This is a genomic window from Peribacillus asahii, assembly GCF_003570725.1.
GTDB lineage: Bacteria > Bacillota > Bacilli > Bacillales > DSM-1321 > Peribacillus > Peribacillus asahii.
Genome location: NZ_QWVS01000032.1, coordinates 30,469 through 52,906, shown reverse-complemented (window position 1 = coordinate 52,906; position 22,438 = coordinate 30,469). Strand labels below are relative to the sequence as shown.

General features: G+C 36.3%; 24 protein-coding genes and 1 pseudogene. 6 read left to right on the top strand and 19 right to left on the bottom strand.

The genetic code is table 11. The features are described 5' to 3' along the window. Positions 1 to 232: 232 nt before the first annotated feature. The 4 genes from truA to D1953_RS15230 all read right to left on the bottom strand — a co-directional run bounded on the left by truA (position 233) and on the right by D1953_RS15230 (position 3,224). Positions 233 to 970, bottom strand: coding sequence for a tRNA pseudouridine(38-40) synthase TruA (truA, locus tag D1953_RS15240; RefSeq protein ID WP_119118039.1), 738 nt, complete (start codon positions 968 to 970; stop codon positions 233 to 235). 355 nt (positions 971 to 1,325) lie between these two features. After that, a complete protein-coding gene (locus tag D1953_RS15235) occupies positions 1,326 to 2,489 on the bottom strand; it encodes a DUF4317 domain-containing protein (protein WP_119118038.1) in 1,164 nt (387 codons plus the stop codon). A gap of 254 nt (positions 2,490 to 2,743) precedes the next feature. Next, positions 2,744 to 2,899 (bottom strand): hypothetical protein, encoded by a 156-nt coding sequence (locus D1953_RS21370; protein WP_182480632.1) that lies wholly within the window; start codon positions 2,897 to 2,899, stop codon positions 2,744 to 2,746. A 73-nt stretch (positions 2,900 to 2,972) separates the two neighbouring features. Further along, positions 2,973 to 3,224, bottom strand: coding sequence for a DUF1292 domain-containing protein (locus D1953_RS15230; RefSeq protein ID WP_119118037.1), 252 nt, complete (start codon positions 3,222 to 3,224; stop codon positions 2,973 to 2,975). A 272-nt stretch (positions 3,225 to 3,496) separates the two neighbouring features. On the opposite strand from D1953_RS15230, the gene D1953_RS21365 reads away from it, so the two are divergent. Further along, the gene (locus D1953_RS21365) at positions 3,497 to 3,670 is read left to right on the top strand and encodes a hypothetical protein (protein WP_182480631.1); all 174 of its coding nucleotides are present in this window, start codon (positions 3,497 to 3,499) and stop codon (positions 3,668 to 3,670) included. 380 nt (positions 3,671 to 4,050) lie between these two features. Here the strand turns inward: D1953_RS21365 and D1953_RS15225 are convergent, their stop codons facing one another. The 8 genes from D1953_RS15225 to D1953_RS21030 all read right to left on the bottom strand — a co-directional run bounded on the left by D1953_RS15225 (position 4,051) and on the right by D1953_RS21030 (position 11,898). Continuing rightward, complete coding sequence (locus tag D1953_RS15225; RefSeq protein WP_119118036.1) at positions 4,051 to 4,821, bottom strand: TerC family protein; 771 nt, start codon at positions 4,819 to 4,821, stop codon at positions 4,051 to 4,053. Positions 4,822 to 5,138: 317 nt separating this feature from the next. Further along, a complete protein-coding gene (locus D1953_RS15220; protein ID WP_119118035.1) occupies positions 5,139 to 6,005 on the bottom strand; it encodes a metal-dependent hydrolase in 867 nt (288 codons plus the stop codon). A 168-nt stretch (positions 6,006 to 6,173) separates the two neighbouring features. Continuing rightward, positions 6,174 to 7,196: a homoserine dehydrogenase gene (locus D1953_RS15215; protein ID WP_119118034.1), complete on the bottom strand. Its 1,023-nt coding sequence runs from the start codon at positions 7,194 to 7,196 to the stop codon at positions 6,174 to 6,176. Positions 7,197 to 7,278: 82 nt separating this feature from the next. Continuing rightward, a complete protein-coding gene (locus D1953_RS15210; protein ID WP_119118033.1) occupies positions 7,279 to 8,022 on the bottom strand; it encodes an amidohydrolase family protein in 744 nt (247 codons plus the stop codon). A gap of 192 nt (positions 8,023 to 8,214) precedes the next feature. After that, on the bottom strand, positions 8,215 to 8,724 hold the full coding sequence (locus D1953_RS15205; protein ID WP_119118032.1) for a YfiT family bacillithiol transferase: 510 nt from the start codon (positions 8,722 to 8,724) through the stop codon (positions 8,215 to 8,217). A 131-nt stretch (positions 8,725 to 8,855) separates the two neighbouring features. Continuing rightward, entirely contained in the window at positions 8,856 to 10,052 is a 1,197-nt protein-coding gene (locus D1953_RS15200) for a M20 family metallopeptidase (protein WP_119118031.1), read from the bottom strand. A 338-nt stretch (positions 10,053 to 10,390) separates the two neighbouring features. After that, on the bottom strand, positions 10,391 to 11,638 hold the full coding sequence (locus D1953_RS15195; protein ID WP_119118030.1) for an MFS transporter: 1,248 nt from the start codon (positions 11,636 to 11,638) through the stop codon (positions 10,391 to 10,393). Between the two features lie 92 nt (positions 11,639 to 11,730). Then, positions 11,731 to 11,898, bottom strand: a complete 168-nt coding sequence (locus tag D1953_RS21030; protein ID WP_142920456.1) for an amidohydrolase — start codon at positions 11,896 to 11,898, stop codon at positions 11,731 to 11,733. 229 nt (positions 11,899 to 12,127) lie between these two features. Between D1953_RS21030 and D1953_RS15190 the strand changes: the two genes are divergently transcribed. Continuing rightward, complete coding sequence (locus D1953_RS15190) at positions 12,128 to 13,975, top strand: helix-turn-helix domain-containing protein (RefSeq protein WP_119118029.1); 1,848 nt, start codon at positions 12,128 to 12,130, stop codon at positions 13,973 to 13,975. Between the two features lie 215 nt (positions 13,976 to 14,190). On the opposite strand, the gene D1953_RS15185 is transcribed toward D1953_RS15190, so the two are convergent. The 3 genes from D1953_RS15185 to D1953_RS21355 form a co-directional block, all read right to left on the bottom strand. After that, positions 14,191 to 15,702, bottom strand: coding sequence for a malate:quinone oxidoreductase (locus tag D1953_RS15185; RefSeq protein WP_119118028.1), 1,512 nt, complete (start codon positions 15,700 to 15,702; stop codon positions 14,191 to 14,193). A gap of 978 nt (positions 15,703 to 16,680) precedes the next feature. Continuing rightward, on the bottom strand, positions 16,681 to 16,821 hold the full coding sequence (locus D1953_RS21360; protein ID WP_182480630.1) for a hypothetical protein: 141 nt from the start codon (positions 16,819 to 16,821) through the stop codon (positions 16,681 to 16,683). A 256-nt stretch (positions 16,822 to 17,077) separates the two neighbouring features. Continuing rightward, positions 17,078 to 17,218, bottom strand: a complete 141-nt coding sequence (locus D1953_RS21355; protein ID WP_182480629.1) for a hypothetical protein — start codon at positions 17,216 to 17,218, stop codon at positions 17,078 to 17,080. An 857-nt stretch (positions 17,219 to 18,075) separates the two neighbouring features. Between D1953_RS21355 and D1953_RS21350 the strand changes: the two genes are divergently transcribed. Beyond that, a complete protein-coding gene (locus D1953_RS21350) occupies positions 18,076 to 18,219 on the top strand; it encodes a hypothetical protein (RefSeq protein WP_182480628.1) in 144 nt (47 codons plus the stop codon). A gap of 67 nt (positions 18,220 to 18,286) precedes the next feature. Here D1953_RS21350 and D1953_RS15180 read toward each other — a convergent pair whose 3' ends face one another. Both D1953_RS15180 and D1953_RS15175 read right to left on the bottom strand, forming a co-directional pair. Further along, positions 18,287 to 18,619 (bottom strand): DUF1904 family protein, encoded by a 333-nt coding sequence (locus tag D1953_RS15180; RefSeq protein ID WP_119118027.1) that lies wholly within the window; start codon positions 18,617 to 18,619, stop codon positions 18,287 to 18,289. A gap of 301 nt (positions 18,620 to 18,920) precedes the next feature. Beyond that, positions 18,921 to 19,925, bottom strand: coding sequence for a quinone oxidoreductase family protein (locus tag D1953_RS15175; RefSeq protein ID WP_119118026.1), 1,005 nt, complete (start codon positions 19,923 to 19,925; stop codon positions 18,921 to 18,923). A gap of 176 nt (positions 19,926 to 20,101) precedes the next feature. Between D1953_RS15175 and D1953_RS22090 the strand changes: the two are divergent. Then, a pseudogene (locus D1953_RS22090) lies at positions 20,102 to 20,242 on the top strand (DMT family transporter); the annotation flags it as partial. 170 nt (positions 20,243 to 20,412) lie between these two features. Further along, on the top strand, positions 20,413 to 20,907 hold the full coding sequence (locus D1953_RS15165; RefSeq protein ID WP_119118024.1) for a hypothetical protein: 495 nt from the start codon (positions 20,413 to 20,415) through the stop codon (positions 20,905 to 20,907). A 74-nt stretch (positions 20,908 to 20,981) separates the two neighbouring features. On the opposite strand, the gene D1953_RS21345 is transcribed toward D1953_RS15165, so the two are convergent. Next, positions 20,982 to 21,122: a hypothetical protein gene (locus D1953_RS21345; protein WP_182480627.1), complete on the bottom strand. Its 141-nt coding sequence runs from the start codon at positions 21,120 to 21,122 to the stop codon at positions 20,982 to 20,984. A gap of 256 nt (positions 21,123 to 21,378) precedes the next feature. On the opposite strand from D1953_RS21345, the gene trmL reads away from it, so the two are divergent. Next, entirely contained in the window at positions 21,379 to 21,849 is a 471-nt protein-coding gene (trmL, locus tag D1953_RS15160; RefSeq protein WP_119118023.1) for a tRNA (uridine(34)/cytosine(34)/5-carboxymethylaminomethyluridine(34)-2'-O)-methyltransferase TrmL, read from the top strand. A 56-nt stretch (positions 21,850 to 21,905) separates the two neighbouring features. Here trmL and D1953_RS15155 read toward each other — a convergent pair whose 3' ends face one another. Beyond that, positions 21,906 to 22,289, bottom strand: a complete 384-nt coding sequence (locus D1953_RS15155) for a VOC family protein (RefSeq protein WP_119118022.1) — start codon at positions 22,287 to 22,289, stop codon at positions 21,906 to 21,908. Positions 22,290 to 22,438 lie beyond the last annotated feature (149 nt).

The window sequence follows — 22,438 nt, the reverse complement described above, 5'->3', positions numbered from 1 at the left end:
GTCCTATTTTGTATATATTCCCCATGCTGAAAAGTATTCTTTGGTTTTCATTTCACTATTCTGCGCCGCTAGCGAACATTCACGAGTAATATGTATCTATCTGAGGGAGTTTAAGCTGCACTATTTATTCCAGCTATTATAATTCAATAATGCTTTTTATCTGCGTTATACATACGAGTGGTCAGAACATCAATCCATTCACAGATGGCATAGACGGTGCATCGTATTTAGTCTAAAAATCAATCTTTTCCAAGTACAACCCAGCTGCATCTGCCATACGACCTGTTTGGATTCTTTCTTTTGAATCTAAAATGCTTGGGATGTTTTCGGCATCTATTTCACCTAAGCCAACTTCTATTAACGTTCCGACAATCTTTCTAACCATATTATAAAGAAATCCATCTCCCCGCACTCTAATTTGGATGAAGCCATCAGTTTCTTCTATATTAATAGAATATATTTCACGCACCATCGATTTTTTCTTAGACTTTGCATTTGAAAAAGCAGTAAAGTCATGTTTGCCTATAAAATATTGACAAGCTCTTCTCATTCTTGCGATATCCAGCTCCTGCTCCACATGCATACTGTACTTTCGCATGAAAGGATGGGTGTAGTGTTCATTCCAAATCTTATACAAATATGTTTTATCTTTAGCATTATAACGCGCATGAAAACGTTCAGGAACAAGCGTAACCTCCACAACGCTGATATCTTGCGGTAAATATCTATTTAAATAATTCATGACTTCCGATTCAGTCAAATTTTTATCCGTCTTAAAATTGGCTATTTGAGCAAGGGCATGTACACCGGCATCGGTTCTGCTGCACCCAATGATTTCAACATTTTCCCCTACTAGTTCGGTTAACACATTTTCTATTTTTCCTTGAATGGTATTGTCACTATTACCAAGACGTTGCCATCCCTTATAGCGCCCGCCATCATATTGAATGGTCATTTTATAATTATTCATTGCTTCCTCCTTATTTTCCCCACACAACGCCTGCTGTATGAGAAACCATATCAAACTGTTAAGTTATTAGTGCACTGTGTGATATGTTTTCAAAGTTTCCCTGCTCCCTATTTTCAGCTTTCATCTGAGAGCACCTTACTGCTTACAAGAACTTTACTATATAATTTGTGTTAAACAGTGTAAAAAGCACTTCTGCATAGTGTACCAAAGAGGCTGATGTCATGCAACGAAGGAAACGTTTAATGGAATCGCTGAACCTTAAAACAAAAAGTTGGTCCCTACCATTTGTAGAGAACCAACTAACATTCATTACTATATCCTGTAATGGATTAAGGAACTTGTCCGTGAAAGTCGATTAGAGCGTCTCCGATTCCAGTCGAAATCCTTCCACAATCACATCTTCATCGATTTCCACCAATAGGCACCGTTTTCCTTGATACATAATATATTTTATATTTTTTAGGTCTTTCGGACTTACGGATACATCTGCCACCTTCGTATTGATTTTAATCATTTTAGGAAGTAAACTGCTTGCCTTGAATTCATGTTTTTCGTCATCGACTACAGCTTTGAAGGCGTGCTCCACTTTTGCGGTGTCCACATTTTCGACCCCGCTCACCTCTAAAATACGCTCAATGTCCCGATAATCCAATGTAGGAGGTTCACTTTCTTCATTTTCTTTATTCTCCTGTACCACCTTATCGATTTCCTCATAGACACTGGAAATGACTCTAGAATCCACTTCGTCTCCGATCACATTTTTTAAGATTTGTTCAAAGCCGTCCTTATCTTCAGCGGCAGTAATAATGTCTTCACAATTGAGAACCTCTGCAATAAATCGTTCATCTGGTTCATTCACTTTCCCTGCACAATATAGAATATGATTTACATCCGCAGCATTGTCATTAAAAGTAGGAAACAGAAAGCCTGATAATGGAGATTCTAAATTAACAATTGGATCAAATAAAGTATTCGATTTGAATTCTCTCTCTATATAATCAAACACCAAGGTTTTTTTCGGCTGATCGGTTTTATTGAGACTGCAAAGGATAAACTCGTTGGAATAGACTGCATCATCCCCGCCTTCTCCAGATTCCAAATCCCGTTTCCGAGTCGGCTTTCGATATTCCCCTCGAATAAACGTCACGACCGTATCAAATTCATAAGCAGCATGAGCAAACATTTTCCCGACAATTTGCAGCATGTTGTCTGTCCAATCTTCTGTTGTGTCTGCCTGTAATCCTTCGAAGAGAATCATTTGTGTGCTGCCTTCCACATCTCGTTGAAATTTCAACTCAAACAGTTTGGCATCAAGCTGACCCGTTAAAACCTTTTTGAAGTTGGCCAAAAATAATTCTTGTGCTTCCTGTTCTAACATTTGAAATGGTTGACTAACATGATGATAAATCTCACCTGATTCTTTCCTAACATACACATTAAAGATTTCACGAATATTCATAATATGTTCGTTATCTACTTTAAATTGCTTTCGAATATTAGCAATGTCTTTTTTATTCATATACCTCAACTCCTATTCCTGATTATACTGTTCAGACAGGAAAATAGGAAAGCTAGACAACTCCTACTCTCTATTTCTATTTTTTTAATTAAGATTTTAACTTTACATCACTAAGATTTTTCGGAAGTAAAGATGATACAAAATTAATTTTTCACGTCTTGTTCTATAAACATTAAACACCTTCCGTTGCAAGTTCGGAAGGTGTTGTCTGCAAATAATCACTATTAGCGGTGATGCTTCTTAATTTGAAAGATTTACTTTACTTCGTTTGAATGAACCTGTGATGTTGTAGATTGTGTTTTTTCCTTATCAATTGTATTAGATGAAGCATTGTTGGCCATATTTTCAAGAGATTGACCAACCGTGTTTGTAACATTTAGTTTATGTTCCGGGATTCGCTGACTTTTCATAAAATAATCATCCTCGTTTTCATTTTTTCGATTATGGGTATACCTGTTACAAGTATCCTAAATTAAATTTCCTTTATCTATCTTGTGCATTTTCGACCGCAATCTGGTATGCATCCAAAATCGCTTCACTCTCTAAAGGATCCGATATACCTAATAAGTATTGGTTCCCCTCTTCTCCCTCGACTTTCATGACAATCGTCTCTTCTTCTCCCTTTAGGAGAGCATAAGATTCTTCCTTCATATCAAATAATGCCTCAAGCGCATAATCTTTACGGTTACCTTTCTCATCCTCAACGGTTATATAATCTCTATGGTTATCACGCATGAATATCTCACCCCAATAAAATTCTTAAAAGAACAGTTATTAAATAAAAATTCGAAAAGACTGTAATTACAATCCTAATTATTGACTAAAAATGGGCCCTCCCTCGACAAAAATCCCTATAAATTAATGTCTCTATCATAGCCTGTTAAACATTCAGTTTTTATATACATTTTTAGAGAGCAAAATGGATAAAGTAAAAATATCCAAAGACGCATAGAAGAAATGTTCGGAATGAACTTTCGATCTCGTGATATTTAAAAGGAGGAATTGTTATGCCGGAAGTTAACAATGACAATAAAACAACGAAATCTCAAGGCCAATTGAATGATAGTATGGATGAAGGATCAATCGATAATAACTTAAACAGCGATAACGCATTTAGTGACAATGGTTTAGAAAACGCTGCATTACTTGACAAAGCAATGAGGAAAGGAAAATCCAAATAACCGCAAAAGCCCGTAACTTAGAGTCACAACACCTAACAGGATATTATTTAACTATTTAAAACCACTCCCAAATAGATATTACATACTAAATTGGAGATTTTTATTTGTTAAACTTATGTTTAGAGCTGGGTGAATGATTAGGCATCAATTAAAAAAGGTTGTCCCGAGGACAACCTTTTTTAATTAGCCTATAAGCAACTAAACATATATACTTTTCTCATTGAACTGTGACGTTCCATGAAAAAGTGCGTTCATCCTGCTTAAATCAACGCACCTGATAACCACCTATAAGTCACAAAAATCTACTTTCCGCAAAGCAGCGAGAAAATTTCCATTGTTTAACGGAAACCTCATATAGGCTTATACGTATGAATTCTTTGTCACCTTTTAGAATTTACCGACTTATTGCCCGGTGCAAACCAACCGATTAGAGCAATCCCAACTAATACTCCATAGAAGATCAGATTCCAAGCGGTACTGTGGGGGAAATCATGATCTAAGATACCGATATCCTCGTGAGCAAGAGTAATGACAGCAAGTTTGACACCGACCCAAGCAACAATCGCATATGCTGTTGTTTCCAACGCTGGACGTTTATCAAGAAGTTGCACAAACCAAGTCGCTGCATACTTAATCAGGATAAGACCGGCAAGCCCTCCAAGAACAACAACAATAAATTGTCCTCCATCCATACCACCGAAGTCCTCAACCGGTGAATCGGGAAGACCAAGGGCAAGAGCAACCGCAGCTAGAATCGAATCAATCGCAAAAGCGAGGTCAGCTACAGCAATCTTCCCTACTGTGGGCCAAAAACCTTTCCCAGCGGTTTCCTTTTCATCATCCTTATGAATATTCTCATTTTCTTTCCCGAACCGAGCCTGAATGATATGCTTTAAACCTAAGTAAAGAAGATAAGCTGCTCCTATTGCCTGAACCTGCCAGACGTTTGCAATAAAAGAAATGGCAAAAAGTGCAGCAAATCGGAAAACGAAGGCCATAATGATTCCGTAATTTATAGCCTTTTTTTTCTGACTTTCAGGTAAATGCTTGGCTATAACCGCTAGTACAAGGGCATTGTCAGCCGATAACAATCCTTCTAATCCAATTAGAATTAACAATGTCCACGCATACTCTAGCCAGATTGACTCCATTCACCTCTCTCCTTTCTAAATATGTTGAAAGTTTCACTAACAATAGAATGCCCTTATAAGCTACAGGTAACCTTGAAGAATATGGTTTTATTATGTATCCATATTCTTCTCTATACGCTATTTGTTATCATTTCAACAAAAAACAAATACTGCAAATACCATATGTTTCAGGTAGTTCTTCGGCTATTCTGCCCCTTTTGTTTAATAAGCAAAAAAACTACTATATAGCAGCTCCAAGCGTCAACCCAAGCATTTGTTAATTTTACGGTTCACAAACTTGTTAAAGTAATGAGTATCTTGTACAAATGATGAAAACGTTAATATGTAATGTATTCATAGAGGAAGGATTGGCCGTTTCGATAGAATCTCGGATCATAAATTCCGAGTTGTTTATCATCATCAATGATGACTACAAATGGTGACCATTGGTAGAGAGTCTTGGCCTTTGGGCTTTTTGAGAATAAATAATCCAGGTCTGCATTCTCTTTAGATTCCAGTACATATTGGATTTCTTTACGTTGGAAGATTCCATCTTGAAAGATGGTCACGATTCCTTCTTGTTTAGTAATAACCTGAAAGGTAGTAGGAATAAAACCAGCTGATAAAGCAATTTGCTCATAATCTTGATTGTACTTTTGATAGTAATAATACCCTTGTACACTTTGCAGGCTAACATGAAGAACTATTAAGAACCACGCTGCGCGAAAATAATAGGGTTTCTTCAGAATCGTCGTCTTCTTTGATAAAAAATAAGCACTGCCAATGATAACCCAGAAAACAAAATCAATAATCGGGATGGTTCCAAATGTAATTCTTGTTTGAGAAAATGGTTCAAGATAACCTGTCCCCCAAGCATTAAACAAATCACTGGTATTATGAATAACTACCGCAAGCCATCCTAGAAAAAATAACCGTTTATCCTTCACTTTAAAGAAAAACATACATAGGACATAGAATAATAAAGCCCATATCGGTGTAAGAAAAACAGAATGGGTAATGCCGCGATGCCACATTTGATAAAGCCCTTCTGTATCCCATAGTTGAGAAATCACATCGCTATCAGGAATTTGACTCGCTCCAACAGAAGTGAACAAATAAGCCATTTTTGTTCTTCTATCCACCTTATCTTTCTGAATTGAACCATATAATGAAAGTCCAAAAAGTGTGTGTGTAATAGTATCCAAAGCTATTTCCTCCACAAACAATGATGTTTTGCAGAATCTTCTGCATCACCCTTAATTCGACATAATAAAGCCACTTCCTTTTTATTCAATTATTTAGAAAGAATAAGCTTTTCGAACAGACCACTCCTAGCTTACTTGCTCCAAAATACTATCGAAATCGGAACAGGTCTAATTCGTTTCTCTATATAGATTAATGACATCCTTTAATGCTGCCGCTGCTGCTCCTCTTGGGTGAGATGCTCCTCCAGTTGCACAAACGGCCCCCATTTCAATTGTTTCAAAAACAACACCTTTATTTGTTCCATTGACACGAGCTAAAGGATGCTCACTTTCGAGCTGACATGGTTTTACTTCTACGATTACATTCCCAGCTTCTTTGTAAGCACTAGCTAGAAGCTTAAGCGTACAGCCATTTTGTTTAGCTTCCTGAATGTCTTCCTTAGTAACTTGTTCAATGCCTTTAATTTTTACATCTTCCATTAATAAACTGCTTCCGAAAAATCCATTAGCGAGGAGAAGAATTTTGCAAGCTGTATCAAATCCTTGCACATCTAAAGCAGGGTTTGCTTCCGCAATTCCTTTTTCCTTTGCAATTTTTAGCGCTTCTTCAAAAGATAAATTGTTCTCGCTCATGCTTGCTAAAATGAAATTGGAGGTTCCATTTAAAATGCCTTCAATACGAGTAATTGTGCATCCTGCTAAACTATATTCTCCGATATCAAGCGTTGGTAAGGCTGCCGCGGTTGCGCCGCTGTATTTTAATCGGCTGCCATACTTGGCTGCTTGTGTTTTAATTTCATTAAATGACTTTACAAGTGCTCCTTTTGAAACAGAAACAATATCCATCCCATTCAAGATAGATTGCTGAATATAGCCAAGTGCTGGTTCTCCTGTTTCTATATTTGTCGGAGAACACTCGATCAGGACATCTCCTTGAAAAATTGGTTCGGTAAAAGGGAGCTTGAAATATTCCGAATATCTCGAAAGTGCTTCCGAACCCGTTCCAAAATCCGGTAAGGTCTCAAGCTTGATTCCTTTTTCCTCATAAATCATTCCTTTACTGCCAACGATTCCGGTTACAAGTAAGTCAAAGCCGTACTTTTCTTTCATTAAAGCTCCATTTTGAATAATTAGTTTGATTAGCTCTTTCGCAACGGTGCCATACCCAGTTAATATGATTTTCTTCTGCATAGAAATCCCCTTTTATTTTTTAAAAATATATAATTCACTCACAAAATTTGCAAATTTCATTCTAAATCTAATGGAAACCGAATTACTTACAATACCATTTTAATGCATTCATGTATAAAATTTTATCAGTAGCTTTTTCATCAAATAGACGCTGAATCAATTCAATGTCTGCATACGCAAAAGGTCTTTTCGCCCTTGTAGATGGCAAATCTGTTCCGAACATAAGAGCGTCTGGGTTAATATCATAAATTGATTTTAAGGCATTCTCGATATTCAATTCTACACGACCAAAACCAGTGGCTTTAACTCGAATGCCTTTATCCACCAGCTTTAATAAATGTGTTAATCCTTCTTCAGATAATCCTAAATGGTCAATTGATATGGCAGGTAATTTTTCAATAGTAGATGCAATTTCGGGTAATTCTTTCGCATCAATATAAAGTTCACTATGCCATCCTACTAAATCATAAACTCTCCTAGCAAAGTAGTCGAGCTTCGATAAATCCTCTGAACCGCCTCGTTTTATATTAAAACGTAATGCTTTTATCCCATTTTCATTTAAATTTATAATCTCTTCGTCCGTCGTCGTAAAAGGTAATTGCGTTACGCCACAAAATGTTAAACCCATTTGTTTAAGTGCCCTTAATAAATATTCTTGGTCAAATCCTTGAAATGACCCAGATACAATCGCTCCACCTAATACATTCAAATCAGCCGTTTCATTTTGATAATCTTCTACAACATAACTAGGCGGCAAATATCCTTGGTTTTCGATAATCGGAAAATCAAAATCAACAATATGAAAATGTGCATCAAAAATCCTCATTGTCATTCCCCTTTTCTTTTCTTTAACCTATCAAATATGGTACATAAATAAAATTATGCTTTACAATGCTGGTCCTTAAATGAAAACAGACATTGAAATGCGCCCTTTGAATACAACTTCTGTGATTATTCCTTATTTTAATTTGAAAAATGGCTTATCGAGGTTCGATAAGCCACTTTTATACATATTGTATTATTTTGATAATGCGATTTTTATATGGGCTAAATGATGCTCTTCGTGCCAAGCTAATTTTGCAACTTTTGCTGCAACTGTTATTATACCGTTTACCTGGTGAATAAAAGCTCGATTTAATTGCTCTTCAGTTAAACTATGTCCTAAAAATACGATGCGCTCATTTATACCTTCTAACATTTTAATAGAACTTTCTACAGGAAGCTTTGTATCCGGTTGAATAGCCCACTTTTCTTCATCAAAAGCTGGTACTGTTGGATTCTCATCTGTTAAAGCCAGCTTCAAACGTTGATACATGTTCAACTGAGAATCTGCAATGTGATGAACAAGTTGACGAACTGTCCAGCTACCTTCACGATAAGTTCTGTTTAATTCCTCATTACTTAATGAGTCCACAGTTTCTCTTAATCGAATCGTGTAAGTTTCAATTTCCTTTAGCCATTCTTGCATATTTTCTAATGTTACTTTTTCAGGAACTTGTAGTTGTCCAATTGGGTATCTTACATCCATTTTCAATCCCCCTTGTCCTTATTCTTTATTTCATTATATTTCGGTATTAACGTTTAACTTTATTTAATTATATCACTTCAACAAACTGCAGCGTAATTCAAAGGCTTATTCAATATTTAGATAAAATCCTCTTACGTTTCGCTCCCATCACAGTAAGAAGCTACAACAGCAGCCATAGCTTTAGCACTAATGATAAGGCTTTTTTCATTGATATCGAATTTAGGATGATGATGCGGATAAGCCTCACCTGACTCAGGGCAAGCACCGACATAGAAGAAACATCCTGGTATTTTTTCAAGATAGTAAGCAAAATCTTCTGAAGGCGGCTGTGGCAGTGTCTCCAAAACAGCTTCTACTTCTGGAATGGATGCTTGTTCTAAAGCTTGACGTACATGTTCCGTTACGTCAGGATCATTATATAGAACAGGATAATCATTGTTATATTCAAGAATAGATTTTACTCCATATGATGTTTCTAATCCTTCCGCGAACACACGCACCCCATTTTCTACGATTTCTCGAGTTTCGGGAGACATTGTTCGAACATCCCCTTCAATGGTAACGGAATCTTTGATTACATTAAATGTACCTTTTCCATCAAAATTACCAATGGTAACAGAAGCTGTTTCAAATGGATTGATTCGACGGCTGACTATTGTTTGTACATTCATGACGAATGAGCTTGCTGCAACAATAGCATCATTGGCTAGATGAGGTGATGATCCATGTCCCCCTCTACCTTGAACCACTAATTTAAAATAGGATCTTCCTGTTTGTGTGTTCCCGCTTCTGTAATAAATATGACCTGTTTTCATGTTGCTCATTACATGAATTCCAATGATTGTATCTACACCATCAAGGACACCCGCTTTAATCATACCAATCGCGCCGCCTGGAGGAGCTTCTTCTGCTGGTTGATGAATAACTCGAATCGTACCTTTTAATTGATCTTTAAACTCAGCTAATGTCTCAGCTAATACCAACATGTATGCTGTATGACCATCATGACCGCAAGCATGCATAACCCCTTCGTTTTTTGATGCAAAAGGCAGCCCCGTTTCTTCCTTAATTGGCAAGGCATCGAAATCGGCACGAATAGCAATTGTTTTTCCAGGCTTCGAACCATTAATGGTTATAACGACACCGCGCTCACCACCGAAGTTTGTTTCAACGGAATCCACTGGCACTTCCGTATAAAAATCGCTGATATATTTAGCCGTCTCTTCTTCTTGGAAAGAAAGTTCAGGATGTTCGTGTAGATAACGGCGAATCTCAATGATACAATCCTTTTTTTCATCTAACTTTTTCATTAGTTCATCTAATAACATTTAATAATCCCCTCTAACTGTTCAATGTGTTTTATTTATAATTTGCAGATTAATTTCGGGATAATCTCAAAAAATAAATCTTCAACTATACTGAAGTGAAAATCCCCTTTTTCCGTAAACCCATTAGCTTTATTCTTATAAAAAGAAGGCGCCTTCTTACTTAAGAAGCGCGCCTGTTTGCGGAAGATTAAATGAAGTTGGTTCACTTACTATACTAAAATTAGATTGTAGTCAGGAACTTCATAATCAATTCGATTTACTAGGTACATTATGAGTTTTTAGACTTTTTATCAAAACGGACAGGCACCCAGCCTCTGAACAAACGTGACTTTACTTAATTATATAACTGTTTCGTCGCGACTCCCCTCATGAGCTTCGCTTGAAAGATTCTTTTTCGTGATAAGCCCCGCTGCCGCAAAGATACCTAAAACAGCACAGGCAATGATATACATGAATGCGGATACATATAATCCATTAAAAACTTCAATTAAATAGCCCATAACCATTGGTGCAAGGAATGCCCCAATCATCCCGCCAAGATTAATCATCCCAAATGTAGACCCAATCACGTTCTTTGAGAACATTTTATGCGGAAGGCTAAATATGATAGCCACAATTGGGCCATGAAAAAACATACATATAGCTTGATACGTGATAACTAGTGAAACAGACGGTGCGTTGAATAACAAATAAAGAGATGCAATCATGATGATAAAGCTTACAATTGCAAGATATTTTTCTTTGCCGCTTAATAAAGACTTAATAAGTTGTCCGCCAATAATAACACCGACAGCCCCAGCAAGTGCAGGAATTGACGTCAGCATCCCCATAGACATCAAATCAAGACCTCTCACATTTACAAGATAAGGAGGCATCCATGAAATAAGTCCCCATACGACCGTACTTACTCCAAACCACATAATGGCCAACTGCCAGCTTGTCCTGATTTTTAAAACATCTTTAAAAGAAACTTTTTGAACCGTTTCCTCCTCAACTGTTTCGACCTGCATATTTTTCGGGCTTAAATAATACCAAAGTAAAGTTGCAACAAAAACACCTAATATACCTATGGTGATAAAGAGGTTATGCCAACCAATCCACACAAGTAACGGCGTAGCAATTAAAGGAGCAATCACTCCACCAAGTGAATTGGAAGACATCATGATTGTCTGGGCACTAGTTCGCTCTGCTTTCGGAAAAACATCAGCTATTGCTTTGGAGCTGGCTGCAGGATACGCTCCTTCTCCGAGACCAAACATAAACCGAATCATAATCATAGACATAAGAGACCAAGCCATTCCTGTCAAAATAGTAAATATTGACCAAAACACAATAGCAACCGTAATTACTTTTCTGGATCCGAATTTATCAGCAAGCCAGCCGCCAGGCAATTGCATTAAAGCGTAGCCAGCAAAAAAACTACTCAGCACAACCCCCATAACAGAAGGGCTAAGATTAAAATCTTTTGCAATTTCCACAATCCCAACATTCATTGCCATCCTATCAAGATAAGACAAGCACCATCCTAAAAATAGCAGCGCCAGAATCACATGCCTCTTTTTATTATTAATTTGGTTGTTTTGCACATTAACGTCCTCCCCCTAAAGTTAACTATGTAATCTTAACTAAAATCAAACAGCCTAATTTCCCCTTACAATATGTTAATATTAGTTAATTCCTATAGTCTTTTCACCAATGCGTGTAACGCAAAGTGCTGCTTTCCTTTACTGAATATGCCGCTCCAAGCAGTGAAGCCGAGAGAACAGTCTTTTTTATCCCGAATTGGCAATGCTTCAAAATCAGCGCTGTACGCAACTGTTTTCTCTAGTTTCGCCCTTTTAACCAAGCAGCGGTGCCTCATCTAGTATTAACGAGAACTTCAATTTTACTTTCTAATTCCTTTTAGTTTTTTCCACTATACCTTCCTCTCTAATAGAAAACGCTTTCAAAAAAGTGATTTTTGTCACTTTTGGTTATTTACTAAATATTATATAATTTCATACATATCGGTCAATGTGGAATCAAACAATGATAATGCATACCAATTGTTCATACCAACAATGGAGGCTAAGAATATGGAAAGAAAAGAAGCGCTTCTTCAACAATTAAGTATAGAAAATCAAAAGGCACAGTATCACGTAACGAATTTAATGGAAAGCTTCCAGGCAATGAACTCAACTCTCGAATTGGATGAAGTACTAAAAAAAATCATGCATTTTGCATTAAAGATAGTCGAAACAGCAGAGGCAGGCTATATCCAAATGTATGATGAGCATTCGAATAAACTGATCATAAAGACATATGTTGGCTTTAATGAGAACATCAGCTTCCTTAAAATAAATATAGGTGAGTCTATTACAGGGAAAGTTTTTAAGGACGGCTGTGTAAGGCTAATTACTACAAGTGAAAAGATTTATAATAGCATGAGCGATTTAAGCAAAGAAAATCTTAATATCCTTAATAAGGCACACCCTAATAGCCAAACTATTAAGTCTATCTTAGCCGTCCCCGTTTCATTTGGAACAAAACGGATTGGCGTTATGACATTTCATTGCTTTGATATAGAAGATGGTCTCAGCGAAACAGATCTCCTTCTCTTACAAAGCTTCGCTTCTCAAGCAGCTATTGCACTTCATAATGCTCAACTTCACACAGAAGTGCAGAAAAGCCTAGATGAAGTCACCCATTTATCACAAAGACTCAAAGAAACCAACGCGCTGTTAGAAAAGCGAACAGAAATTCACAATCACCTCACCAAGTTATCAGTTCAGAACAAAGGATTAAAAGCTATTATCATAGAAATGAATAAACTGATGGAAAGGAATTTTATCTATGCGGATTATCTTGAAGGAAATTACGTTCCGCAACCCATTAAACATTTCACTGAAAGGATAGATGATATTTTCTTTTTCTTTACTAATAAAATTGAGCCAGCTTATGTATCAATTTGTGACACCATTCATATTGATTGCTATATTTATCCGATTAGATCAGGCTCCGTTTTCTTAGGTTGCCTGATTGTAGAAGGAAGCGCCCCTCTATCACAACTCGATAAACTTATCATCGAACAAGGAGCACCTATTCTTTCTCTTGAAATAATGAAACTTAGATCACAGACTGAAATCATGTATAAGAAAACCTATGAGACATATCAACAGTTTCTAAAAGTAAAAAATCCTCAGCAGGCTGAGATTGCTGCAAAGGAATTAGGAATTGATAATCATTATTTTCTTCAAACAGCTTTAATTGAATTAGATGGAAACGTCGATCTGCGCTCTCTTGAAAACGATGCACTGCTTCTTCTAACACATTTGAAAGAGAAAATAACTTTAGAAAACAGCCTACTTTTTAGTTACAATAATAAAATTACCTTTTTTTCTTCTGCCCGAGATACTGTCAGCGAAGCATACATTACAAAAATAATCGAAAACAGCATAAAATGGTGGAACGAACGGTTTACAGTAGTAGCTCGAGCAGGAATTAGCACAGGACATTACTATCCTGGACAAGCCGAAGAAAATCATGTAAAAGCAGAAAAAGCCCTTCTTCACTTGAAAAACCAAAAGAAAAAAGGCGTTCTTCATTACAGAGATATTGGAATTAGCATCCTTTTTTTAAACCATTCCCCTGAAGAAATCCATTCATTTCTGCGTGAGACGTTTTCCCGATTATGGACAAATCAGGAGAAAAAGGACGAACTTCTGCATACACTTTTCACATATATACAAAATAACCGTTCCATGACTTCTACCGCTAAGGAACTTCATATCCATACAAATACGCTTTATCACCGTATAAAAAAGATTGAGGATATTCTAGATATGGACTTTAGCCATTACGAGGATTACCTAAAAGTACAGCTGGCGGTCTATCTTTATAAAACCTTTTTTGGTTCATTAACAGAGCCAGGAAACTTAATGTAAAAATTCTCTAAAAAAGAAAATGTGAATCACCCTCGTATTGGTTAAGTACTCCTGCTAACCATACGAAAGGTTGATTTAAATACTTCCACCCTCAAAATCGAAAAAGGACTTCCCACAAAAGTGAGAAGTCCTTTTTTAACGGAATAGCAGAATACCTATTCTATATCTTTAAATCGTTACATTTTGAGCTGCAGCTTCAAAAAATTCGCAACTGCTTATGATACGCTTTGTCCCGCTTTTTGTAATGCTTTTCCATTTAGACCAAGCGCCTCAGATGTTGAATTATGAAGTTCTCGGAAAAGATCTGGGTTTTCCGCTAGCTTCTTACCATAAGAAGGAATCATTTCTTTAAGTTTTGGTTCCCACTCTTTCATATGCTGCGGGAAGCACTTTTTAATTACATCAAGCATAACGTGAACGGCAGTGGATGCACCTGGAGAAGCCCCTAGTAATGCAGCAACCGTACCGTTAGCTCCAGTAATAACTTCCGTACCAAATTGAAGCGTACCTTTACCTGCAGGAGTATCTTTAATAACTTGTACACGTTGACCTGCTACTACGATATCCCAATCTTCGCTTTTAGCGTTTGGAACAAACTCGCGGAATTCTTCAATACGTTGTTCTTTCGATAGCATAACTTGCTGGATTAGGTATTTTGTCAACGCCATGTTTTTCGCACCTGCTGATAACATAGTCAAGACATTATTCGGTTTTACAGAACCTAATAAATCCATATTGGAACCAGTTTTTAAGAACTTTGGTGAGAAGCCGGCAAACGGTCCAAATAGCAATGATTTTTTGTTATCGATATATCGTGTATCCAAATGCGGAACAGACATCGGAGGAGCACCAACTTTAGCTTTTCCGTATACTTTTGCATGATGCTGCTCGACAACTTTCGGGTTATTACATACTAAGAATAATCCGCTTACTGGGAATCCGCCAACATGTTTACTTTCAGGAATACCTGTTTTTTGAAGTAAAGGTAAGCTTCCGCCGCCGCCGCCGATGAAGACGAATTTTGCCGTATGGCGTTCAACTTGACCGTTAGCATTACGCACTTTCAATTCCCATGAACCGTCGCTAGTACGTTTAAGATCATTAACTTGATGGTTGTAGTTAACTTCAACGTTTTGTCTCTTTAAGTGATCAATTAACATGCGCGTTAGAGCACCAAAGTTAACATCCGTTCCAGAGTCGATCTTTGTTGCTGCAATCGGTTCCTTTGATGTACGGCCATCCATAATAACTGGAATCCATTCTTTCAGTTTTTTTGGATCATCAGAAAATTCCATGCCTTGGAATAAAGGATTATTTGAAAGCGCTTCAAAACGCTTTTTCAAGAACGTTACATTTTTTTCCCCTTCTACTAAACTCATGTGAGGCAATGGCATGATAAAGTCCTGTGGGTTACGGATTAAATCGTTATTTACAAGATGAGCCCAAAACTGTCTTGAAACTTGGAACTGTTCATTGACGTTGATAGCTTTAGTAATATCTATAGAGCCGTCCGATTTTTGAGGAGTATAGTTAAGCTCACACAGTGCTGCATGCCCTGTTCCCGCATTATTCCATTCGTTAGAGCTTTCCTCTCCTGCTTTGTCGAGCTTCTCAAACACTTTAATTTTCCAATCTGGTACTAATTCTTTTAAAAGTGTTCCTAAAGTCGCACTCATAATTCCGGCACCAATTAAGATAACATCTGTTTTATTTTCTCTATTACTCATGTTTACCATCCTTATACCCTAAGATTTGCAGAAAGGATGTAGGCGCGTCAAAGCAAGACAAGGCGCAACCTAGTCACACACCTTTTCTGTATCAAAATTATTTTAAGTGTATCATATTTATTTATATTATAGTGTATCACATTTATTTATAGATTAAAATATCTACTATTATATTACAGACACAAACTATCTGTAATCTGGTAAAAGTGGAAATATCATCCACAAAGCCTTAAAAACTGCCTTTTCATACTAATTACATATAATAATGTATCACATTTATTTAGAGATGAAAATAGTTACTATTATATTACAGTTGTAGGGATTTTATGGTAATAAAAGGAATTATGATTCTATACACACCTAGTACCTAATATTGATAATGCTGTTTAGGATTCATGTTAGCCAATTTACAAAGAGCCAAAATCACTCGAACATTGCAATACGTAAAAAGAAAGAACTCCTTCATACATCAAAAATTTGAGGCTTTCCTGGACTGCTGTTTAATGAGTTGTAGATACTATTACCTTAACCTATTGATGTCGTCTTATACTTGAACTGCATTACCAAATTATATCAACAAATTTTTAAAAATTAAGGGAAGACTAATGTGGAATCATTTATGGCACATGAAAATGGGAGAAATGCACTCGTTCAGCTCAATAAGAGTGGCCATACCCTGACAACATAATTTTATAAGATGAGTACATACTAATTTGGAGGTTTTGTTTGTTAAATTTATGTTTAAAGCTGTGTGAGGAAATTTCTTAATTCAAAAACTTTTTCGGAATAAAAGCTAGGTGAATGATTAGGTATTAATATAAAGAAAGAGGTTGCCCTAAAAAACATCTTATATCATTTTCTATGGACAGCCTCTTCAACCACTTTAAAGCCTAAGCATGACCTTTCAGCGGATAAATATATTGGATACGATTTATTAAAAAGAAAGCACAGCTGCTGGACAATATATTAAAGTATTTTTCATTCAAAATCATCCGGGTTCTTTTCATCCAAGATTCCTCGTTTAGAGTCCAGAGATGCTGGTCTTTCTTTCGAATTTGACGCCGGTGATAAAACATTTCCATTAGCGTCATACTTTATTTTATTTTTTTCATCCTTCATTTGGTAACCCCCTTTGGCAATCTTTTTTAGTTTGCCCCAACTCTAAAATCTTAAACGAAAAATCCAATTAACTATCGGTGGTTTCACTCTCGTTTAAAATAGGAGTGCAAAGCAAACTATAATGTTAAAGCACCATCATAAAAAAGGATTGCCGCAGCAATCCCTGTTTAACTCTTACACCCGTTCATTGCATTTGTTTAGCCTAAAACAAAAAGACTGTCTTAATAATGATTAATTTTAGAATCCCTCAAAAACATCAAGTTAAATTTTGAAGGGCAGTTAGAAGGTCCTTATTCTTTTGGGCTTTTAATGCTAATTTTGAAAGTCCATCATTCGGAATTCCCTCATCTTTTTTAGATGAAACCGTATTATTTTTCATTTGCTTATTTCTAGACATGTTTTCACCATCCTTGTAGTTTGATTTGGTTATTGCCCTTAGATACCAACCATTATAAATACACTACACAAAGAGGTCAGAGTATTATTTTTTTGTTATGGGCATCCACTATTTTAGTTTGCTTTCTTTTTTGCAAGCTATGCTATTTGATTTTCTTCTTCAACGTTCAATCTCAAAAATAGCCTCGACTTCTTCCTGGATCACTCTATTGAAAGAAAACGTTTTTTCTCAATTCAAGATCCCTTTCCTTGTCAATGAAATGCTTGGTATGTTTATCAAAGCAAATAGAGTAAAAATCTTTTTTCTCTTTCTTCAAAACACTGTTTAATTTCTTTTCTAAGAATGGATGTTTCCTAAATTACATCATTAAAAATTAACAAAGCAAAAAAATAAAAGCCTCCTAATTCGGAGGCTTTCTTAATTAATCCTTGCTACCGCACATGAGCTGTAGATAAAAACGGATGAATAGTAACTTGTACATTTTGAGATTGCTGACGTGGAGGTGACTTAGGCTCAACAAATATAGTTGAGTAGCAGGACTCCACAATCGTAACAAAGTAGACTAAAAATAATATTTTTTTCAGTCAATGATCCAAAATAACTTCTTTTCTCCTTCTTGCAAGTAAATTCGGTGAATCATCACCATAATTGCAATACTATCATACATAAATTTTACACTATTACTATCCTCTAGTAAAGCTGTCCTTACTATTCTCTCTAACTATCAGGAAGTTCCGTGGAAGTACAGAAATAATAGAATTGTTTCCTTGTCATTATTATTTTATTAACAGATTGTCCAATCTTTTTCAATATACCAGAATAGTATATAGCATCACTAAAACTAAGAAGGGATAATTATGAAGGTGTTAAATAGTTTCTTTAAAATAGGAGTTGTTTCTAATCTTGTTTTATTTCTTACGATGATGCTTCTCCCTGCTTTCATTATTACAGATCAATTGGATGTTTTTGAAAGAATCATTTTCTATATTTTTAAAAAATAAGTTTAATGTGCCTGTCCCCCAATTGTTAAACAAACGGGGGACAGGCACACTAGCCCTATGTTTTCCTTTAATCTCCGACTCTTTCACCATTAATATAATAAGCAGGCTCAGAGAAAGGAATAAACACGACCTCTACCTCATCAACACCTGTTGACATGATATATTTAGTAACAGATTGGGCGAAGCGATCGCGAGTTTCTTGCCCGCGTTCAAACCATTTTACTTCAATAAGCGGGAAAGCCGGAATTTCTTCCCCGTCAAATACAAACGTGGAATGAGGCACTTCGAACGTAAAGTTATCTGTCCCGCACTCACAAATTTCTGCAAGCTCCCCTACTAATGGCTTGCTGATTCTTTTCATCTCTTCAATCGATACTCCTCGAATCACTAAGTGTGGCAATTGTATTCCCTCCATTATGTATCACATCATTTATTAGCTTTCTACTAGAAATTTTATATCAAGTCTCTTGATAAACAAAGTCTTTCCTTCTTTTCCATGTTGTAGATGTAGGTTAAGTAGAACTCTATTAGCCACTACCTGTTCCATCGGCTTTATTGATATAGCAGAAGAATATGAATGGTCGCCTGGGTAGATTCAAACAGAAATAATTGATTGATTAAATCAGTAAAAAAAGGATTGCCGCAGCAACCCCTGTTTAATCTAAAAGAGTAGTTTCAAATAAAACCATTTCTAAACTTTATTATTCAATCTTTAAGGTAATTTTCCCAAAGTTAGTCGCATTCTCCATATAAATTAACGCTTCTATTGCTTCTTTAAGAGGATAACTTTTATCAACATATGGAGAAATTTTATGCTCTTCAAAAAATTGGAGCATCTCTTTAAAGTCTTCTGGGCTTCCCATTGTAGACCCTTTTATATCCAAGTGTTTAAAAAATATTCTTGGAAGAAGCAGTTCTTTAACTGTTCCGCTTGTAGCACCGAAATTAACGATACGTCCACCTGGTTTAGCTAAATTAATCAAATGATTGAAGTTTTCTCCACCAACGCTATCGATGATGAGATCCACACCATCCATTAGTTTTTTCATTTCTTTCATCCAGTTTTCCGAGCGATAATTTACCCCGCCTTTTGCCCCAAGCTGCTTTGCTCTTTCAAGTTTCTCATCGCTGCTAGATGTAACAAATACATTTGCCCCATGTGCTACAGCAATTTGTAGGGCAAGCAGAGCCACACCGCTTCCAATCCCAGGAATAAGAACATTTTCTCCCTTTTTAAGGTTGCCTCTGTACATAAGGGAACGAAAAGCTGTTACACCGGCTAATGGTAAGGCAGCCGCCTCTTCCCAAGAAAGATATGTTGGTTTTGTAAAAACATTCTCTGCTGGAACAACTACATATTCGGCATATGTACCATCGGATGGCATTCCTAATATACGGTGATCCGGTCCATGGAAAGCTCGACTTTCTCCCCAATTCAAAGCGGGGTTAATAACAACAGCACTTCCTACTTTAATGTCAGAAACTTGCTCTCCAACAGCAACGACCTCACCTGCTCCATCTGCCCCTAAAATAGATGGCAGCTCCATCCCTGGATACTGTCCATAAGTAATCCATAGGTCTCTTCGATTTAACGCTGCATATTTAAGTTTTACTAAAACTTCATTTGCTTTTGGAGTCGGAACTTCTACATCTTCATATCTTAATTGAGTAGGTCCGCCTAATTCTCGCAAAACAATGGCTTTCATCTATTTTTCCCCCTAAAAGTATAGATTGAGCGAGCATTCACTCGAATCAAATGTAAAAATATACCTAATTTTCAGTATATTGCAATATTAAAACAATTACAAACGATTTACCTCATACTGAATACACAAAAGAGCGTCAATTCACTGTTGCAAAAACAGACCCTATCACATCATTAGTGATTTCTGCTGTGATCTTGCAAGAACAAATGACAGTTGTTCAAATACTTGGTGGTGCATTGCTGTTAGGCTCAACATTCGTTAGCGAAAATCAATCAATGAAATTTCCAAAGCGATTAAAGATAAAATCAGCTAAATAACGTACAAAACAGCGGGAAGCATTCGTTTCTCGCTGTTTTTTTATGTTAGAGTGTTTAGGTTTTTCTTGATAATCTATTAGCTAATTTAGCTCAATAAGTTCTCTACACCGCATACTTTATTTTAATTTGAGAAAAATATAAGAAAATAAAATTAGGGGGTAACCGTAACAATGAAAAAAATATTTGCAATATGTCTGCTATCTCTTTTATTTATCTCCTCAACAACTCTAGAGACAGAGGCTTTAACGTTTGATAAATTACCGGTCGAACAAACATCAAAACAATGGTCAGTTAAATTAGACAAAGCTAAACTAGGTGGTACAGGACTAGTAAAATCAAAGGAAGGAAACTTCCATAGGTATTCTTTAAAGGTTGATAACCTTGGTGAAGACGTATTATCTGCAGAAATCCATCTGTTTAGAAAGCAGCCGAATTCTAAAACAAAATATTCACTATTTGGCTGCCCTGATCAAACTGATTGTAATAAAAACCACTTTGAACAATCCGTGTCTTTAGCAAAACAATTGAATGAGAAGATCCCCTATCAATTTCACAGTTTTCTTTTAGCTGAAGAAGCGTCTGAATTAGAAGTAGAAATTGTTTGGACTCAAAAAGGAAGTGAAGGCACGCCATTAAAAGAAAGGTTTATATTCACTTCTAAATAATACACAGGTGCCTGTCCCTCCTTATCGTTTTACAACGTTAAGCAATTGAGGGACAGGCACCTGCCTATTTGTTTTTAATCCACATAATATTCCAATCTGGTACTGCTTACTTCACAAGTATCGCAAATATAAAGTTGGATAATATAATCCTCTTCAAATACTTCTTCTTCGATATAGATGTTTGTTGAGTCACAACCATAACATTTCTTACTCATACTAAACACTCCTTATTTCTACTAGTTGTACTCATTATTCCAACAATAAGCTAAAAATAAACAACAAGCCGTACAACTTCTCACCTTGTTCGCTACATTCTCCAACAAACAAAAAAAGTTCTTTTTTCATGAGAACTTCTAATCAGCAGTTAATTTTATACTATTCCCCTTACCTATCCTGTTCCGTTTAAGTACAAATCTGTACAACCTGTATGCTATAATTTGGAGGGTAAAATAAAGATAGAGGTGACCATTCTTGGCAATACATGTCGTACTATATCAACCAGAAATTCCGGCTAATACTGCAAATATTGCACTTACTTGTGCCGCAACGGATACAGCCTTACACTTAATCCGACCTCTTGGCTTTTCAACAGATGAAAAAATGATCAAACAAGCAGGTTTAGATTTCTGGCAGCTTGTAAACATAACGTATTATGAATCATTGGATGACTTTTTCTCAAAAAATCAAGGCGAGTTTTACTATATTGAGACGTTTGGTGAAAAAACACATTCAGCCTTTGATTTCAGTGATGTATCAAAGGAACATTATTTTATGTTTGGAAAAGAAACAACAGGTTTACCAAAAGACTTACTAGAAAAAAATGAAGATCACTTTTTAAGAATACCAATGAGTGATCATGTTCGTTCACTGAACCTTTCGAATACAGCTGCTATATTAGTATATGAGGCCCTGCGCCAGCAAGGATATCCCCATTTAAAATAAACAAAATCTTCCGTCTCGGAAGATTTTGTTTATTAGTATATTCATTAAGAACTACGTTACTTCTGCACAATCTGAATAAGATTGCCGCATGTATCGTCGAAGACAGCTATTGTGACTTCGCCCATCTTTGTCGGTTCCATAGTAAACGTCACGCCTTTTTCCATTAATCGTTCGTATTCTTTGCGAATATCTGCAACACCAAACATTGTTGCTGGGATGCCCTCGGCGAATATCTTCTTTTGATATTCCTTCGCAGCAGGATGGACATTCGGTTCGAGTAAAAGCTCGGTACCGTCTTGATCATCTGGAGAAACAAGCGTTATCCACCTAAATTCTCCGGCAGGAACATCCTCCTTTTTTACAAACCCTAGTTTTTCTGAATAAAACTCCAGTGCCTTTTCTTGATCTTGTACAAATATACTCGTAACAACGATTCTCATACTATCTTTTCCTCCTTTGATAGTTGTGACACATGGTACTGTGCTGACAATCTGGCTGCAGCAAAACAACCCGCTAGTCCAATTTATAAGCACCTTGTATGTTTTTTATTTTTAACACGTTTCTTCATTATAAAATTAATTACAAAACG

What these genes read in the sequence shown, in the direction of transcription:
- truA (WP_119118039.1), bottom strand. Translation starts at nt 970, where the DNA reads ATGAATAATTATAAAATGACCATTCAATATGATGGCGGGCGCTATAAG.
- D1953_RS15235 (WP_119118038.1), bottom strand. Translation starts at nt 2,489, where the DNA reads ATGAATAAAAAAGACATTGCTAATATTCGAAAGCAATTTAAAGTAGAT.
- D1953_RS21370 (WP_182480632.1), bottom strand. Translation starts at nt 2,899, where the DNA reads ATGAAAAGTCAGCGAATCCCGGAACATAAACTAAATGTTACAAACACG.
- D1953_RS15230 (WP_119118037.1), bottom strand. Translation starts at nt 3,224, where the DNA reads ATGCGTGATAACCATAGAGATTATATAACCGTTGAGGATGAGAAAGGT.
- D1953_RS21365 (WP_182480631.1), top strand. Translation starts at nt 3,497, where the DNA reads ATGCCGGAAGTTAACAATGACAATAAAACAACGAAATCTCAAGGCCAA.
- D1953_RS15225 (WP_119118036.1), bottom strand. Translation starts at nt 4,821, where the DNA reads ATGGAGTCAATCTGGCTAGAGTATGCGTGGACATTGTTAATTCTAATT.
- D1953_RS15215 (WP_119118034.1), bottom strand. Translation starts at nt 7,196, where the DNA reads ATGCAGAAGAAAATCATATTAACTGGGTATGGCACCGTTGCGAAAGAG.
- D1953_RS15210 (WP_119118033.1), bottom strand. Translation starts at nt 8,022, where the DNA reads ATGAGGATTTTTGATGCACATTTTCATATTGTTGATTTTGATTTTCCG.
- D1953_RS15205 (WP_119118032.1), bottom strand. Translation starts at nt 8,724, where the DNA reads ATGGATGTAAGATACCCAATTGGACAACTACAAGTTCCTGAAAAAGTA.
- D1953_RS15200 (WP_119118031.1), bottom strand. Translation starts at nt 10,052, where the DNA reads ATGTTATTAGATGAACTAATGAAAAAGTTAGATGAAAAAAAGGATTGT.
- D1953_RS15190 (WP_119118029.1), top strand. Translation starts at nt 12,128, where the DNA reads ATGGAAAGAAAAGAAGCGCTTCTTCAACAATTAAGTATAGAAAATCAA.
- D1953_RS15185 (WP_119118028.1), bottom strand. Translation starts at nt 15,702, where the DNA reads ATGAGTAATAGAGAAAATAAAACAGATGTTATCTTAATTGGTGCCGGA.
- D1953_RS21360 (WP_182480630.1), bottom strand. Translation starts at nt 16,821, where the DNA reads ATGAAGGATGAAAAAAATAAAATAAAGTATGACGCTAATGGAAATGTT.
- D1953_RS21355 (WP_182480629.1), bottom strand. Translation starts at nt 17,218, where the DNA reads ATGTCTAGAAATAAGCAAATGAAAAATAATACGGTTTCATCTAAAAAA.
- D1953_RS21350 (WP_182480628.1), top strand. Translation starts at nt 18,076, where the DNA reads ATGAAGGTGTTAAATAGTTTCTTTAAAATAGGAGTTGTTTCTAATCTT.
- D1953_RS15175 (WP_119118026.1), bottom strand. Translation starts at nt 19,925, where the DNA reads ATGAAAGCCATTGTTTTGCGAGAATTAGGCGGACCTACTCAATTAAGA.
- D1953_RS15165 (WP_119118024.1), top strand. Translation starts at nt 20,413, where the DNA reads ATGAAAAAAATATTTGCAATATGTCTGCTATCTCTTTTATTTATCTCC.
- D1953_RS21345 (WP_182480627.1), bottom strand. Translation starts at nt 21,122, where the DNA reads ATGAGTAAGAAATGTTATGGTTGTGACTCAACAAACATCTATATCGAA.
- D1953_RS15155 (WP_119118022.1), bottom strand. Translation starts at nt 22,289, where the DNA reads ATGAGAATCGTTGTTACGAGTATATTTGTACAAGATCAAGAAAAGGCA.